13 protein-coding genes are annotated in these 16,232 nt (G+C 42.0%); 8 read left to right on the top strand and 5 right to left on the bottom strand.

What is annotated here, in order from left to right:
* The first annotated feature begins 25 nt into the window (after positions 1 to 25).
* Complete coding sequence (locus MKX41_RS07720) at positions 26 to 2,299, top strand: glycoside hydrolase family 3 protein (RefSeq protein WP_340969384.1); 2,274 nt, start codon at positions 26 to 28, stop codon at positions 2,297 to 2,299.
* A gap of 92 nt (positions 2,300 to 2,391) precedes the next feature.
* On the opposite strand, the gene MKX41_RS07725 is transcribed toward MKX41_RS07720, so the two are convergent.
* The 3 genes from MKX41_RS07725 to MKX41_RS07735 form a co-directional block, all read right to left on the bottom strand.
* On the bottom strand, positions 2,392 to 2,937 hold the full coding sequence (locus MKX41_RS07725) for a TetR/AcrR family transcriptional regulator (RefSeq protein ID WP_339271263.1): 546 nt from the start codon (positions 2,935 to 2,937) through the stop codon (positions 2,392 to 2,394).
* A gap of 141 nt (positions 2,938 to 3,078) precedes the next feature.
* Positions 3,079 to 4,215, bottom strand: coding sequence for a glycosyltransferase family 61 protein (locus MKX41_RS07730; RefSeq protein WP_340969385.1), 1,137 nt, complete (start codon positions 4,213 to 4,215; stop codon positions 3,079 to 3,081).
* 111 nt (positions 4,216 to 4,326) lie between these two features.
* Positions 4,327 to 5,190: a helix-turn-helix domain-containing protein gene (locus tag MKX41_RS07735; RefSeq protein WP_340969387.1), complete on the bottom strand. Its 864-nt coding sequence runs from the start codon at positions 5,188 to 5,190 to the stop codon at positions 4,327 to 4,329.
* A 139-nt stretch (positions 5,191 to 5,329) separates the two neighbouring features.
* On the opposite strand from MKX41_RS07735, the gene MKX41_RS07740 reads away from it, so the two are divergent.
* Positions 5,330 to 6,826: a glycoside hydrolase family 43 protein gene (locus tag MKX41_RS07740; protein ID WP_340969389.1), complete on the top strand. Its 1,497-nt coding sequence runs from the start codon at positions 5,330 to 5,332 to the stop codon at positions 6,824 to 6,826.
* 82 nt (positions 6,827 to 6,908) lie between these two features.
* On the opposite strand, the gene MKX41_RS07745 is transcribed toward MKX41_RS07740, so the two are convergent.
* Entirely contained in the window at positions 6,909 to 7,451 is a 543-nt protein-coding gene (locus MKX41_RS07745; protein WP_076285732.1) for an RICIN domain-containing protein, read from the bottom strand.
* A gap of 472 nt (positions 7,452 to 7,923) precedes the next feature.
* Here MKX41_RS07745 and MKX41_RS07750 point away from each other — a divergent pair, with 472 nt between their 5' ends.
* Positions 7,924 to 8,817, top strand: a complete 894-nt coding sequence (locus MKX41_RS07750) for a hypothetical protein (protein ID WP_340969392.1) — start codon at positions 7,924 to 7,926, stop codon at positions 8,815 to 8,817.
* 103 nt (positions 8,818 to 8,920) lie between these two features.
* On the opposite strand, the gene MKX41_RS07755 is transcribed toward MKX41_RS07750, so the two are convergent.
* Positions 8,921 to 9,142, bottom strand: a complete 222-nt coding sequence (locus MKX41_RS07755; RefSeq protein WP_076299053.1) for a DUF3955 domain-containing protein — start codon at positions 9,140 to 9,142, stop codon at positions 8,921 to 8,923.
* 389 nt (positions 9,143 to 9,531) lie between these two features.
* Between MKX41_RS07755 and MKX41_RS07760 the strand changes: the two genes are divergently transcribed.
* The 5 genes from MKX41_RS07760 (at position 9,532) to MKX41_RS07780 (ending at position 16,224) form a co-directional block, all read left to right on the top strand.
* Positions 9,532 to 11,091, top strand: coding sequence for a response regulator transcription factor (locus MKX41_RS07760; protein WP_076299054.1), 1,560 nt, complete (start codon positions 9,532 to 9,534; stop codon positions 11,089 to 11,091).
* Complete coding sequence (locus MKX41_RS07765; RefSeq protein WP_149644523.1) at positions 11,088 to 12,866, top strand: sensor histidine kinase; 1,779 nt, start codon at positions 11,088 to 11,090, stop codon at positions 12,864 to 12,866. The genes MKX41_RS07760 and MKX41_RS07765 overlap by 4 nt, the downstream gene beginning before the upstream one ends.
* A gap of 185 nt (positions 12,867 to 13,051) precedes the next feature.
* Entirely contained in the window at positions 13,052 to 14,362 is a 1,311-nt protein-coding gene (locus tag MKX41_RS07770) for an ABC transporter substrate-binding protein (RefSeq protein WP_340969394.1), read from the top strand.
* 228 nt (positions 14,363 to 14,590) lie between these two features.
* The gene (locus tag MKX41_RS07775) at positions 14,591 to 15,403 is read left to right on the top strand and encodes a carbohydrate ABC transporter permease (RefSeq protein WP_379423446.1); all 813 of its coding nucleotides are present in this window, start codon (positions 14,591 to 14,593) and stop codon (positions 15,401 to 15,403) included.
* A complete protein-coding gene (locus MKX41_RS07780) occupies positions 15,403 to 16,224 on the top strand; it encodes a carbohydrate ABC transporter permease (protein WP_042188171.1) in 822 nt (273 codons plus the stop codon). The genes MKX41_RS07775 and MKX41_RS07780 overlap by 1 nt, the downstream gene beginning before the upstream one ends.
* Positions 16,225 to 16,232 lie beyond the last annotated feature (8 nt).

The following is a 16,232-nucleotide window of genomic DNA, read 5'->3' on the forward strand; positions in this document are numbered from 1 at the left end:
CAAGAAAACAGTGGAGGGAAACCATATGAATCAGAGAGAGACTATTAACACTAAAAGCCTTCATACCATTTCTTACGTAAGCAATAAGGGCGGTCCAACCTTGGGTTATTCCCCGGATTCTGGAGTGCAGATTCTCGAGCAGGATGGACTGTTCTTCAAAGATCTGAATCGTAATGGCAAGCTGGATAAATATGAGGACTGGCGATTGACGCCGCGAGAGCGGGCTGAAGATCTAGCTTCACAAATGAGTATTGAACAAATTGCTGGACTCATGCTGTATAGTCGTCATCAATCCATACCAGCACTTAGTAGCAGCTGGTTCTCAGGAACATATAACGGTAAATCCTATGAGGAGAGCGGAGCTAAGCCATGGGAGCTTACCGATGAACAATTAGCATTTCTGGCACAGGACCATCTGAGACATATTCTGGTGACCACCGTGGAGAGTCCAGAAATAGCTGCTCTGTGGAACAATCAGGTGCAGGCATTTGCAGAAGGAACCGGCCTTGGGATTCCAGCCAACAACAGCTCCGACCCACGCCATGGCTCAGATTCTAGCTCAGAGTTTAATGCTGGAGCTGGTGGACAAATCTCCATGTGGCCGGAGACGCTGGGCCTTGCGGCAACCTTCGATCCGAAGATCACCTATCGTTTTGGGCAAGTTGCCTCACGTGAGTATCGTGCACTTGGTCTAGGGACGGCGCTATCGCCTCAAATCGATATTGCTACAGATCCACGATGGTTTCGTTTTAACGGCACTTTTGGCGAGGATTCGAAGTTATCTGCTGACATGGCAAAGGCTTATGTCGACGGCTTCCAGAGCTCGAAAGATGACAGGGAGATTAACGAAGGCTGGGGATATGACAGCGTGAACGCTATGGTAAAACACTGGCCTGGCGGTGGTTCCGGGGAAGGCGGAAGGGATGCGCATTATGCTTGTGGCAAATATGCTGTCTATCCGGGTGCTAACTTTGATGAACATCTTATTCCATTTACAGAAGGGGCTTTCAAGCTGGAAGGCCCAACCAAACAGGCTTCAGCAGTCATGCCTTATTACACAATTTCTACAGATCAAGATCAAGTGAACGGGGAGAATGTCGGAAACTCTTATAATTCCTATCTTATTAACGACCTGCTTCGGGGGAAATACGGTTACGATGGCGTAGTGTGCACGGATTGGCTCATTACAGCAGACGAATCAGATAGTAAGGATTCCTTTCTCAGTGGTAAACCTTGGGGCGTAGAGGGTATGTCCGTCGCAGAACGGCATTACAAGCTCTTGATGGCAGGCGTTGACCAATTCGGCGGCAATAATGAGATGGAGCCCGTCCTTGAAGCATACCGAATGGGAGTAGCTGAGCATGGAGAGGTATGGATGCGGAATCGCTTTGAGCGGTCAGCTGTTCGGCTTCTACTTAATATTTTCCGTCTGGGTCTCTTCGAGAACCCGTATTTGAAGCCTGAGGAGAGCGCTCGGATTGTTGGGAATCCTGAGTTTATGCAATCAGGCTATGAAGCACAGCTGAAGTCGATCGTGCTGCTGAAAAACAAAAATCGGGTATTGCCGTTGGCAGCGAAACAAACCGTATATGTTCCGAAGCGTTATACTCCAGCAGGAAAGGATTGGTTCGGCAACCCAACGCTGGAAAAGACAGAATATCCAGTGAACCTGGATGTTGTGTCTAAATATTATTATGTGACAGATCAGCCGGAAAAAGCAGACTTTGCTCTTGTCTTCATAAGCAGTCCTAAATCAGGAGTAGGCTTTAGTCAGGAAGATTCTGAGCAAGGTGGTAACGGCTATGTGCCCATTAGCTTGCAATTTAGACCGTACACTGCGGAACATGCTCGGGAGCAGAGCTTAGCTGGAGATGCGCGAGATAACGATGTACTTAACCGTTCTTATAAAGGAAAAACCGTTGTTACGCATAATGAGAGCGATCTGGATCGTGTCCTGGAAGCTCGCAAGCTGATGAAAGACAAACCGGTAATTGTGTCGATGTTATTGTCCAATCCTTCGGTTGTTGCCGAATTTGAGGGAGAGGCTGATGCTATACTTGTTAATTTTGGGTTACAGGATCAAGCACTTATGGAGGTGTTAACGGGTGCCGAGGAGCCTTCGGGATTGCTCCCAGTACAAATGCCATCAGGTATGCAAACGGTAGAAGAGCAGCTGGAAGATGTGGCACATGACATGGAATGTCATGCGGATTCAGAAGGAAATGTATATGATTTTGCCTTTGGAATGAATTGGAATGGTGTTATAGAGGATGAAAGAACGAAGAATTACCAGAAATAAGAACCGTTCTGCGGAAAAATAAAAGCAAAGCACCGCCTGAAGAATTTATCAGGCGGTGCTTTGTATATCAATCGGTTTTTCCGATGGTGGAGCTATAAGTTCCTTTCCAACAAAGTCCCGAGTTGTTCAGCCAATATTTGATGTGTTACAGGCTTCTCATTCTTGAACCACCATTCCACAACCCCTGCATAAGCTGATGCCACAAAACTAATGATAACCTCTTCATTTAATCCGTGGTTTATCCCTTCCGTTACATTTACTTCATGTCTAAACTCTTTTTGAAGAAAGGTTAAGAACCGATTACGGAAATAAGGGGCGCCTTTGCTCGCCAGCATCATAGAGAAAAAAGAATAATGATTATCGAAGTATTCCGTCCACTTCAACGTGGCCTCAATAAAATCTAAATCTGCTGCTGATTCGCAAAGTACTCTAAGAACTTCTATATGTTCCTCGATAAGCTTGTCTAACAAATCATATTTATCCTGATAATGAAGATAAATGGTTCCTCGGCTTACATTTGCCTTGTCGGAGAGATCCTGTATGGTAATGTCGTCAAAATTCTTCTCGGACATCAGTTCAATAACAGCTTTTTTAAGTGCTTCTTGTGATTTAAGAATCCTTCTATCCACTTTAGACATTTGATTTTCTCCTTACTTTCAAAAAAATGAACACTTTTATAGGACCTGTTCAGTATTGAACAAAACACACACATCGCTTTAAAAAACCAGAAACCCGCAAATTTCTCTTTAAGAAGCGTAGACAAGCTTAATGACGATGGGCTAAGTATTCAAACCTGCCAAATGCAAAATCTGCTTCAGACGATCTATATCCACATAGATATCTTCGAATCCCGGAAAACGAATAGCAGGATCTGGCCAGCCTTGACCATACATCAAGTAATAATCAAGAGCGTTATGGTTGCTGATCATCCAATACGTTGGAACGACATGCTGTTCATGAACAATTTCAATAACTTGTGTTCCAGATTGACAAAAAGCCAGATTGGCCAGTCCAGCGCCATGTGCTCCCATGATTACCTTTGCCGAAGCGAATAACTGGATTTGCTGGGCAACCGTCCAATCCTCAAGATAAATAGGTTGAATGCTATATTTTTCAAGGCAGCGTATAACTTCCTCTTCATTAACCAAGCGCCTGGTGCTTGCTTTGTTTCGAGAAATATAAATACGCTCAGGTGTAGCGAGTGTTGATTCCCTGTGAGGCAATAATAATTTACGTAGCGTATCCGTGGTCCACGGGGGATAGTGGGAATTCATCATCAAAGAAGGGACAAGTAGCTGATCAGCTTCAAAGTAAGCTTCAGGATTTGTCCGGATTACTGAAGACTCTGATATACCGAGCATAGCCCAGGTTTGTTCCACAAATGGTCCATATGGATTTGGATTCATGATGATAGAGGTATAAGGAATTCCACTCGTTTTGAGCATCGCCAGCCTAGGGAGCACATCATACAACCAGTGGAAATAGTTATGGCTTCCGCAAAACGTCAACACAGCCACGGTTCCTTCTAAATATTGAAGTTTTGGATCATTCCACCGGTGGAACAAAGGGTGTTCCTCAGCTTCTAGCATTCTATTTTGAACGGCGTCATATTCCTGTGACAGATCAAAGATCAGCTTTCCCTCCGGAGATAGAACAGCACCAGATTCTCCCCATACCCTTCCACTCGAGATGGTGGCTACGTATCCGCCAAACGGCTGTAAACAATAAGGCGTCAGTGCAGGATGAATACTCGATTCAATGCTTTTAGGAGCGGTGAACTCGGCCACTTGACCGAAATCAAACGGAATAACCTGTCCAGCTTCATGGATAGTTCTTTTTTGTCCCCATTCTGTTTCAAGTTCCAAGACACTCCGGTAATATCCAGAGGGCGCTCCCCCGTTCACAGAAAAACTCATCGTTTCACCTCTTTTGGCCAAGTAGAACTCCAGGAACATCATTAAGCTATTCTATGGAACAAGGAACTTAACGACACAATTCCTTCTGAAAAGGGCGAGTGAACAGTTCCTTTATAGCTTCTTCCGATAAGCCTTAGGAGACATACCGTAGGTTTTGGTGAATTGTCGTGTAAAGTAATTGCTATCGCTAAACCCGCTTTCATGTGAGATCTGAGTAATACTGAAGTTAGAATGCTTCAACAAGCTGCAAGCCCGTTCCAGACGCAATCGATGGAGATAGGAGATAGGAGTCGTCTGATAGTAAGAGCGAAAGATCCGGTTTAAGTGTCTAACAGATATCCCTGCGTGTGCGGCGATTTGATCCAGCGACAACGTTTCAAGATAATGGTCTTCCATAAAAGAGAGCGACTTCGCCAAATGTATTAGATGATTATCCTGGCTGCCTTTATCCTGTTTTTCATAATGCCTTGATAAATAGACAACCAGTTCCATAAACCGTGAGACGAGCAACGTCTGATATCCTTGAAGCTTGTGGCTATATTCTTCAATCATACCGGCAATGAGTGCAGTGACAAACTCCAGCATGGGAATTGGCAAGCTTAGTTTACTTGTGTAGGCATGTTTATGACGATACAACGGTTCCAATACAAACAGCGCCTGAAAGCCATTCGAAGTTCGCAGATCCGGTCCAGCCGTCGACAGCATTTCAGGCTTGTACATAATATTACAGATCTTAAAATCCTGAGGATCTTTAAAAGCATGCGGGGTTGAACCGTTAATTACAAAAACATTCCCCTTCTTGATGAATGATTCTTCGGTATTCACAATATGCGTAGCAGTACCACTCAAGACGATTACGAGCTCTGAAAAGTCCACATGTCTATGAAGGTCAGTATCATTGTCGTGAAAGCCGTATTGAATAAAGAATGGGAATTTCTGATCTGATGTAAACCAATTCAAATAAAATTCGCTCAATTCGTAACCCTCCAAAAGCATGTCTAGATGAATGTCTATATCATGCTATTTTACGACTGGATAATCAAGGTTTATCGTTTAGCTAGTGGAGTATAATCCTTGACATAGATTCAAATGTTCAACAAAAGGAGAATGCTTCATGAAATATAACAATCCTATATTACCAGGTTTTTATCCAGATCCAAGCATTTGCAGAGTAGGCGAGGATTACTTTTTGGTAAACAGTTCATTTGCTTACTCTCCGGGAATACCCATTTGGCATAGTAAAGATTTAGTCCATTGGAAGCAGCTCGGGTATTGCTTAACACGTGATTCCCAGCTTCAATTTGATAAATCGGTCGTGTCTGGAGGGGTGTGGGCACCAACCATTCGTCATCATAATGGTCGATTCTATATGGTGACGACAAATCAGGATAGCGGTGGACATTTCTATGTTTGGACGGTGGATCCAGCAGGTGAGTGGTCGGATCCTATTTATGTGGATCAGGAAGGGATTGATCCATCCTTATTTTTTGACGATGGAAAAGTATATTTTACAAGCACTGGCACCAAGGATGGTATGGGAATCTACCAATGTGAGATTGATATTGAAACGGGCCATAAGCTGTGCGATTCTCGTTTGATATGGACAGGCAGTGGCGGTAAATTTCCTGAAGGACCACATCTTTATAAAATAAATGGCTACTATTATTTAATGTGTGCTGAAGGCGGGACAGAATATGGACACATGGAAACCATAGCAAGAAGTAAATCACCCTATGGACCCTATGAATCCTCACCCCGGAATCCCATTTTGACTCACCGGAGCTCGGATTACCCTATACAAGCTACGGGACATGGCGATCTGGTAGAAGCACAGGATGGCAGCTGGTGGGCGGTATTTCTAGGGATTCGACCAGTAGGATATCCATATCGACATCATCTTGGCAGAGAGACATTTCTTGCTCCGGTCCATTGGAGTGAAGATGGATGGCCGATGATTGGAGATCACGGTGTTGTTGGATTAGAAATGGAAGCTGACACTCCACCACCAGTGCTATGGAAAGACGAGCCTGAGACCGATGATTTTAATCGATCTGATTTAGGAATGAGCTGGAATTTTATTCGCAATGCTAAAAAAGTCGATTGGTCTTTGCAGGAGCGACCAGGGTGGCTAGCATTACATGGAGCTGATGTGAGATTAAGCGAACAGGGAACGCCTGCATTTATTGGCTGTAGACAGCGTCACTTGGATTGTGAAATTTCCACTAAAATGGAATTCAACCCACTAGATGGTGATGAAGCGGGTCTTGTTGTGTTTATGGATCAGATGTATCACTACGCAATCGGACTAACCCAGGTAGAAGGTGAAAATGTGATTACGCTGCGAAGACAAGTGGGTAGCATAAGTGATGTGAAATATTCTTCTCCATTGGAAGACACAGTCGTAGAATTGAAGATTCAAGCATTACCTGAGAAATATTTGTTCTCTTATCGAGGTGCAGATCAGTTATGGCATCCACTAGGTGAAGCGGAGACACACTTGATCTCTACTGAAGTGGCAGGCGGATTTACCGGAGTGTTCTTTGGGATGTATAACTACTCTATCAACCGAACAATCGCATATTATGATTGGTTCCGCTATCAAAAGGAATAACAATCCTAAAATATGTTAAATTAAGAAATGGCGATGCTCGGGATGTTTCCCTGCACCGCCATTTCTTGTATTTGGAAATAGCTTAATTTTTTCGTATATATTCTATATACCAGTGCTGATTGTGACCGCCGTTATCACTCCATTGAATGGCCTGCGCACCGCTGGTTTTATCTTGTCCCGATATATCCAATAACTTGCCACTGGCTCGGTTTTTAATTTTATACATGTTTTTTTCACCAGTTGGAATAAGCTCCCACTGTTGGTTCCACCCGTTATTGCTCGGCCATTGAATAACACTGGCCCCATCGGATGAAGATGCTCCGTTGACATCCAATAAATCTCCGCTAGCTATGTTTCTGAAATTATAATATCCGTTTTCTGCAATTTCGAGATACCATTTTTGATATTCTGCTCCTTGATCGATGTATTGTACGATAAGCGCACCGTCTGCTTGTGAATCCGCTCCGCTGACTGACAGCACGTTATTGCTGTGTTCATTGATAATTTTGAGAGGAATTGGCACTCCAGCGTGCGTCGTTGAAGTTAGTGCGAGTGACGATGCAGATACAACTAACACAAGTGCCAAAAACATTTTCACTCCGTACCTAATTTGAACTCGTTTCATGAAAATACACTCCTTCTTCAATTTTAATTAATTTCTTAACCTGCCGCCTGTCCATTTTAAAAACAAGTTTTATGTATTCAACTTAATCACCTCCTAAATCAGTAAATGTATTGCATGTCATTCGATAGAATCTGAAAAAGGACTCTATCCTCAAAAGTAAATACATAAAATATAAATAAATAATGGTTCATTTGCTAAGAATATACTTTAATTTCAAATAATGAGTCAATATGATTTTTTTCGCTATTTATATAAAAATAATACTATCAACAGCTTTAAATGAGCATATCAAAAACCAAAAAAATACTCATCGGACCATAAAAAGACACGGATACAAGTCAGTGTCTTTTTGTGGACATTTATGATGTTTCACTTCTTTGTTCAGTGCTAAAGGAAATATCTTCTTGTCTACTTTTTAAGATATTCTTGGTAAGGTAAGGGGATATCAATGAATAAGAGGTGATGAGTTGTAATGATTAAGAAATACTGCTTGTTCTGTGATGAGATGGTATCCATTACATCGGAAGGTGATTACGATAGATTTTTAGGCTGTAATTGTTCTCCTGACGGGTTCTATAACTTATTGAGAGACAGCTATGAGCCTATAAATTCTCTCGCGCATCCAAAGAAACGCGATATGTTTCATGTGATATCGGCTTATATACGGGAGCTGACAGATCGTGGAGAAAAGGTCAGTCTATCGGCCGACGATTTAGAATCCATTGTAAATTCCTCGAAAATTCCAGTGACGATTGAAGATAAAGGAAACCGTTTACTACAATACTTATACAGACATTCTGAAGCCCCTGGGGAATCCGTTGTTATTCAGCCACTCTCCAGTAGCTATAACCTAACGTATTCGCCTAATCTGCAAGAACTGGTATATATCATAGATAAGCTGATTAACGAGCAGTTTATGATCAGGGAAGGCATGACCTTTAAACTGACGGACAAGGGATGGAATGAAGCTGCCGCAATCGCAGGAGGCAAAAAATTAAAACCCTGTATCGTTCTATTGTCAGATGCGGAGGATTTGCACACGGAGTGGGTGGATAAGCTGCTTCCTAAAATCGAGCAGTTTGGTTATATACCACGGTTACTAAGGCATACGTCAATGCAAAACCTTGAACCGTATTCTTTGGAGCTTATAGAGGAGAGTAAACTGATTATCGCTGATTTAACCGGCCAATCTCCTGAAGTGTATTTTACTGCAGGATATGCGCTCGGGTTGAACATTCCAGTGATTTGGACTGTGAACAGCAGCGATGCTAATGATCTTTTCGTACAAGTGAAGAATATCCGTCCAATCGTTTGGGATACAGCTGAAGAGCTGGTAGTCTTACTCCAGCAGAAATTGAGTTTATAGAGTTCATGTCAAATTTAAAATGAACATCCAACACAGAAGAAGCCGCGATAGATTGCGGCTTCTTTCTTTTTGCTATGAAAGTTAATGTCCCGACACAACGCTATTACGAAATCTTTTTTCTATTATTGAGGACTGACCCGAGACCTACGAATAGGAACGCTACAATACTGCAGAAAAAAAATAGGTAACTAAGCGGAATTAAGAAGAAAGCCGGCTCATGCAAGATTCCATCCGGTCCCACGCTTGAACCCACCATACGTGAGATCATTAAACTGATGATGCTTAATAATAATGGTGAAGCGGCTAATAGATATTTCTTTTTCATATGACATTCTCCTTTGCTTGATAATCATATAATACACAAAAAACAATCGCGAATCAACATTAATTTATTGTAATTCGATATATAATTATTGTGAATAAAATGAATTAACTTGTGCTTGGAATTGGATTTGAAAATGGGGACTTGACCATAATTACTGGTGAGGACTATTATTTGGTTTAAACAAATTTAAGTAAGTCTCAAGGCTTTATTTGTATAGAAGGTCGCTCCGAGTCGGATGGATTGAACTGTAACAGATAAATAGAAAACGGTTACATCCAATGCTTCGATAGTATGAAGGAATGGCGTTCTGGTCATTTGTATGACTTTTTAAATTTGTTCAATCAGTGAATGAACATAATAACAGGTTGAACAGCTGCAAGGGGGCAGATATGAAACCAATATTTAAGATTATGATTGTGGATGACGAGATGCTGGTTAGACAGGGAATTAAACATCTTTTGGATTGGGAACAAGAAGGGTATCGAATCGTCGGAGAGGCCTCTAACGGCGTTGAAGCACTGAGTATGATGGATGAGCTGAATCCTCATATTATTATTACGGATATCGTAATGCCAATAATGGGCGGGGAGAAGCTAGTCAAGATCGTTAAGGAGAAGTACCCACACATTGAAGTAATCGTCTTAAGCAGCTTCAGTGAATACGATTATGTCCGTTCCACATTTCAGAGTGGGGTAGCAGATTACATCCTTAAGCCGAAGCTGGAAGCCGATTATCTGTTGTCCATCCTAAATAAAACTACAGCTAAGATGGCAGGGATGAAGATAAGCGACCCAGGGGCAGATCCAGAGGAAAAGCAGCTTTTGTTCGCGATCGAGAAGCTCATGACGGGTTATGAGTCAGTGCTAGAACCTGCTTTGCTTCATTCCAAGTTTCCACACGCACAATTCGCAATTTTCGGAGCAGATATGAAGCATATTAAAGATTCTGGTGATAAGTTAACGTTCGCAAATGAAATCGAAAGAGGAATTCAAAAGTTAGCTTTGGACGATGTTGTGTTTATTCGGTTAAAGTTTGTTAACGACTCGGTCATTTATTTGCTTAACGTTAATCCAGAACATTGGGACGAGCTTGTGATTGAACTCCGTTATCTGATCTCAGAAATAGAACATCGTGTGAGAGAAACACATTTTATTATCAGTCAGAGCTTCGCGCACTTTGAGAGACTTGGTGAGATTTATCGAGACAATTACTTGAAGCTTACACGATACAGTTTCTACTTGCCAGAACGAAGTCTGATTGAGAATGATCATTTGCCGGGTCTTCCGGGAGCATATCAGGAAATTGATATGGGAGAATTAATGGACCAGTTGAGACGTAAGCAATTCCAGAAGGCATTTACAGAGTTTCTTGAATATGTCCATCTGCGTTCAATGGATTATCGCATTGATATTTTCGAATTTAAATCGCTATTGGGCAACTTTATATTTAACGTAGCGACCACGCTTGGAAAAATGAAGTGTGAGATCGGAGGTCTCGAGGAGACCAAATACGACTACTTCCGAAAAATAGATGAAGCGATGTATGCAAGTGATGCTATTGCTGTTACCGAAGCATTCATTCGAGAAGTTGAGCGCACGATTGGTGAGACGAATTCATCGGTTAACCCCAATATGACAAAGCTACTCGAATATATTCAGAATCATTATGCAGATCCGATCACACTGACAGGGGTAGCTAGACAGTTCCACTTCAATGCTTCTTATTTATCGAGTTATTTTACTGCCCATAATGGAGAAGGCTTTAGTGAGTACCTGAATAAAGTCCGTTTGGAAAAAGCTATGGAATTGCTCGAGACAACAGAAAAATCAATTTCTGATATTAGCGCAAGCGTGGGATATTCAGATCAGAGTTATTTCACCAAGGTATTTAAAAAGCAGACTGGCATTTCTCCAAGCCGGTACCGGAGACGGGACGTAGAGCAGCCATGATTGGAAATTTCATTAACAATATTAGAAAGCAGGGCTTATTCCTCAAGCTGTTTCTCGTGACCCTAATTAGCATCGTAACTGTATCACTCTTGACGCTGGCTATTACAATTAGTATGTCGGAGAAATTATTTTTACAGACCTTTAGTATTACAAACGGCAAACTGCTGAATCAGATGAAGTCAAACCTGGAATCGTATAACAACATTATTGCTACCGGTGCTACTATGATGGCTCAAAATGAAGCTATCCGGAATTATTTATCTAGCGGAGAGACGGATGCAGTGAATCTTGCGATCAAAACATATCACATGACAGAGGGCATGCGGGCAATCCGCTCTAACCTCAGCGCCGTTGATGTTGGTATCATGATCGTGGGTGTAAATGGCAGGAGTTATTCAACAGATCCATGGTATTGGGACATTTCCGCAGATGAACTAATGGCTCACCCAATAACGAAGGAAACCATATCCCATCCTGATCAAATCCTGTATCAGCTCGATCTAAGGGAAAATAAAGAGAACGTGAAAGAGCCTATGCTGGTAGCTTCCAAAGCTTTATTTGATCATTCGACCGGAAGAATTTATGGCACCATGTACGTAGCCATTCGTGACCGAGATTTCAAGCCCTTTTACGCTAACTTTACGAGTGAGGGTAATGACGTCGTGTTGCTGAATAAGAAGGGATTAATTGTATCCAGCAGCAAGACAGAAATGATTGGGCTCCGCGATAAAAAGCTGCTGCAAGAAGTAGAGGATGGAGGTAAAAATGGCGATTCTACCTATGTAATGGGGAATGAACGAATTGTTTTCTCGGAATACTTACCTGAATTTGATTTTTATATGGTGAACCTGATAGATAAGAACGCCGTGACCGGACAGATGGTGAATGCCAAAGCGGTGACACTGACAATCATGGCTATCGTGGCAATATCGCTCATTATTGTTTTTTTGATTACCCGAAAAATGACGAAGTCCTTGCGTGTACTCGTTAAACAGATGTCGAGTATTCCTACAGGTGATTTCGATAATCATGTAGATGTCACTAATAGTAGTTATGAAGTTAAGGAGTTAGGTAACGCCTTCAATTTTATGCTTGATTCACTTCATGATTATGTTGATAAGCTGATGGAGACTCAGAAGCAACAACGTAATGCGGAGCTGGCGGCACTCCAAATGCAGATTAACCCACATTTTTTATATAATACGCTGGCTTCTATCAAATTTCTGGTGCAGCAGGGCAATAAGGAAAAAGCAGCTGGAACGATAAATTCACTAATCTCACTCCTGCAAAATACAGTAAGCGATGTTCATTCTACCATTCCTGTTAGTCAAGAATTGGAGTCGTTGAAGCATTATGTGTATATCAATCACGTGAGATATGGTGAGAAGATCCGTGTGAATTACTTTGTGGAGCCAGAGAGCTTGGATTATCATATGCCGAAGCTAATTCTTCAACCTTTTATCGAAAATGCATTCTTTCATGCATTCAACCTTAAAGATGAGGGAAGAATTCTCATCATGATTTCCGTGCAGGAAGAGCAACTAGTATGTGAAGTGGTAGATAACGGTGATGGAATGGATCTTGACCCGAATTTGCTGGAAGAGGAGCAGCTACCAGCTTCGAAGCACAAACGCCAACTGTTCTCCGGGATAGGTATACGGAATGTGGATGACAGAATCAAATTGTTATACGGTGAGAGATACGGGATTAATATTACAAGCAAACGGAATGAAGGTACACAAATCGTTGTTACGCTTCCATTGTTAAAAAACTAAAAATTTTACATGAATCTAAAAATAGTACCAGAGTCGATATGAGAATCAAAATAGGACCCAATAATATCACCAAAGCTAACAAAGATACTGCCAAAGAAAACGAATACAAAATGATAAGATGGAGGCGTAGCAGAGAAAACGCTTCCATCTTTATTATTTTTCAGACTATCAAGGGGGTTTACGTAGTGAAAAAATTATTATCCGTAATGCTAGCTAGTGTGGTTCTATTGTCGGCATGTTCCACAGGTGGAACGAAAAATGAAACGAGCAACTCTGGTAACTCCGGTGCCGAAGGTAGCAGCAAGCCAAAAGAGATTACAGTTTGGGCTTGGGACCCGGCGTTTAACATTGCCGCTATGAATGTTGCCAAAGATGCTTATGCGAAAGTTAATCCGGACGTAACGGTTAACGTCGTTGAGAACGCGCAAGCTGATATTGTTCAAAAGCTGAATACGGGGCTAAACTCTGGTTCAACGAAGGGTCTGCCTAACATTGTGTTGATTGAAGATTATCGTGCACAGAGCTTCTTACAAGCTTATCCAGATTCTTTTTATGAATTGACGGATGTTGTAAAGGCTGCTGACTTTGCGGATTATAAGATTGGCCCTACCAGTGTTGACGGTAAACAATACGGTGTTCCGTTTGACTCTGGCGTAACTGGAATGTATGTACGGACAGACTATCTCGAGCAAGCAGGCTACAGCCTGGATGCATTACAGGATATCGACTGGAAGCAATATATCGAGATCGGTAAAGCTGTAAAAGAGAAAACCGGCAAAAGCATGCTAACACTTGATCCGAACGATCTTGGTCTTATCCGAGTGATGATCCAATCGGCGGGCGCATGGTATACCGGAGATGATGGTCAGACTCCGACCATAGAAAGCAACCCGGCTTTGAAAGAGGCACTTGTGATGTACAAAGAAATGATGGATTCCGGGATCGTAAAAGTAATTTCAGACTGGAGTCAGTTTGTAGGTGCATTCAATGGTGGTGAAGTGGCTAGTGTACCTACAGGTAACTGGATTACACCTTCGATTAAAGCAGAAGCTTCTCAATCTGGTAAATGGGCAGTAGCTCCACTACCTAAGTTAGGAGCAACAGAAGGCTCTGTTCACGCTTCCAACCTTGGAGGTAGTTCCTGGTACGTAATGAATGTAGATGGAAAAGAAGCAGCAGCTGAGTTCCTATCTAAGACTTTTGCCTCTGATGCTGAACTGTATCAGACGTTGAATACAAAAGTTGGTGTTATCGGCACCTTGAAAGCTGCGGCGAGCGGTGAAGCTTACTCAGCTGCGGATGAATTTTTCAAAGGCCAAAAGGTCGTATCAGACTTTGCAGCATGGACCGAGCAAATTCCTAACGTCAACTATGGCATGAACACTTACGCAATCGAAGACATTATGGTTGTAGCAGTACAATCTTATCTAGGTGGCAAAGATGTAGACACTGTTCTGAAAGAAGCGCAGAAGCAAGCGGATACTCAAATTCGCTAATCGCACTTAGGCTGTACAACCGATGCCCTTGCTCCTTCTTCTCCTGTAAATTGGATTTATACAGAAGGATAGGTAGCAGGGGCTTTCATCTCTAATATATAAGACAGAAGGGTGCGGAGTGGAGTGGAAACTATAAAGACAGGGCTAAGCCCGCAAAAACATAAGAGCTCTAAAGGGTCACGGCAGATCCGTCTGACGGGTTGGTTATTCGTCCTTGTGCCGGTCATTATGATCAGCGTTTTCTATTTTTATCCTATGATTCAAGCTTTAATTCTATCTTTTAAGTCGGGTAGAGGAAGCAATCTTCATTTTACCGGACTAGATAACTATATTCGATTGTTTAGCGATACTACTTTTCTTACTGCCGTCAAAAATACATTTATTTATTTGATTATTCAGGTTCCAGTCATGCTGGTACTGGCGCTCTTTATCGCCGTCCTGCTAAATGACGATAGACTGAAATTTAAGGGCTTTTTCAGAACGGCTATATTTCTGCCGACGGTAACCTCACTTGTAGCGTATTCCGTTGTTTTCAAGTACATGTTTGGAGCCGAAGGGATCATTAACAAATTTCTGGTGAATTTTCATCTAATCAGCGAACCGATTCAATGGATTACTGACCCCTTCTGGGCCAAAGTTACGATCATCATTGCTATCACCTGGCGCTTTACTGGCTATAATATGATTTTCTATTTATCATCCCTGCAAAATGTAGACAAATCTATTTATGAAGCTGCTCACATAGATGGCGCTAGTGCATTTACTCAATTTTTCAAAATCACAATTCCTCTACTGAAACCGATTATCTTGTTTACGACGATAACATCGACCATTGGAACACTTCAGTTGTTTGATGAGGTGGTTAACATCACGAAAGGTGGACCCGGCAACGCAACCATGTCGATTTCCCAATATATTTACAACCTTTCCTTTGAATACACACCTGACTTTGGATACGCTGCAACCGTCTCCTACTCGATTGTTGTAATGGTACTCATTCTGACGCTGATTCAGAACAAAGTAGGAGGAGACAAGAGATAATGAAAACTAAACGCATGTTTACTTACCTGTTTCTAGTCATCGCTGCGCTGATCTCTATCTTTCCATTTATCTGGATGGTTATTAGTGCCACAAATCAGTCGGTTGATGTAACTAAAGGGACATTACTTCCGGGTACGCATCTCTTTAAAAATATAGACAATCTCTTTAGTTCAGTGGATATGTGGCAGGCTCTTTGGAATTCTGCAAAAATCTCTGTTGTTACTACTTTACTTTCCCTATTAGTAGCATCGGCGGCTGGATATGGTTTTGAAATGTACCGCAGCCGTGGTAAAGATATCGTATTTAATATCTTACTAGCCTCTATGATGATTCCGTTTGCGGCAATCATGGTACCTCTATTTCAAATGTTTGCCAAAGTATCGAGTGTTGTGCCGTTCCTTGGTATCGATACGGCAGCAGCAGTTATTATGCCGACATTTACAACAGCATTCTTAATTTTCTTCTTCCGTCAAAACACAAAAATGTTTCCTAAAGAAATGATGGAAGCCGGTCGCATCGATGGTCTTTCGGAATTTGGTTTATTCTTCCGCATATATATGCCAACGATGAAATCAACTTATGCTGCCGCGGCGATTATCACCTTCCTTAACAGCTGGAACAACTATTTATGGCCTTTGATCGTATTGCAATCACCAGAAAATATGACCGTGCCATTGCTAATATCGAATCTTGGATCGGGTTATGCGCCTGACTATGGTCTGATTATGTCCGCGATTGTCATTACGACTCTGCCGACTGCACTTGTATTCTTCATGATGCAAAAGCAATTTGTGGCTGGTATGACGGGTTCAGTTAAATAAGAAAGCGA

The sequence above is a fragment of the Paenibacillus sp. FSL R5-0475 genome (genome assembly GCF_038004585.1).
GTDB lineage: Bacteria > Bacillota > Bacilli > Paenibacillales > Paenibacillaceae > Paenibacillus_AQ.

What these genes read in the sequence shown, in the direction of transcription:
- MKX41_RS07720 (WP_340969384.1), top strand. Translation starts at nt 26, where the DNA reads ATGAATCAGAGAGAGACTATTAACACTAAAAGCCTTCATACCATTTCT.
- MKX41_RS07725 (WP_339271263.1), bottom strand. Translation starts at nt 2,937, where the DNA reads ATGTCTAAAGTGGATAGAAGGATTCTTAAATCACAAGAAGCACTTAAA.
- MKX41_RS07730 (WP_340969385.1), bottom strand. Translation starts at nt 4,215, where the DNA reads ATGAGTTTTTCTGTGAACGGGGGAGCGCCCTCTGGATATTACCGGAGT.
- MKX41_RS07740 (WP_340969389.1), top strand. Translation starts at nt 5,330, where the DNA reads ATGAAATATAACAATCCTATATTACCAGGTTTTTATCCAGATCCAAGC.
- MKX41_RS07745 (WP_076285732.1), bottom strand. Translation starts at nt 7,451, where the DNA reads ATGAAACGAGTTCAAATTAGGTACGGAGTGAAAATGTTTTTGGCACTT.
- MKX41_RS07750 (WP_340969392.1), top strand. Translation starts at nt 7,924, where the DNA reads ATGATTAAGAAATACTGCTTGTTCTGTGATGAGATGGTATCCATTACA.
- MKX41_RS07755 (WP_076299053.1), bottom strand. Translation starts at nt 9,142, where the DNA reads ATGAAAAAGAAATATCTATTAGCCGCTTCACCATTATTATTAAGCATC.
- MKX41_RS07760 (WP_076299054.1), top strand. Translation starts at nt 9,532, where the DNA reads ATGAAACCAATATTTAAGATTATGATTGTGGATGACGAGATGCTGGTT.
- MKX41_RS07765 (WP_149644523.1), top strand. Translation starts at nt 11,088, where the DNA reads ATGATTGGAAATTTCATTAACAATATTAGAAAGCAGGGCTTATTCCTC.
- MKX41_RS07775 (WP_379423446.1), top strand. Translation starts at nt 14,591, where the DNA reads ATGATCAGCGTTTTCTATTTTTATCCTATGATTCAAGCTTTAATTCTA.
- MKX41_RS07780 (WP_042188171.1), top strand. Translation starts at nt 15,403, where the DNA reads ATGAAAACTAAACGCATGTTTACTTACCTGTTTCTAGTCATCGCTGCG.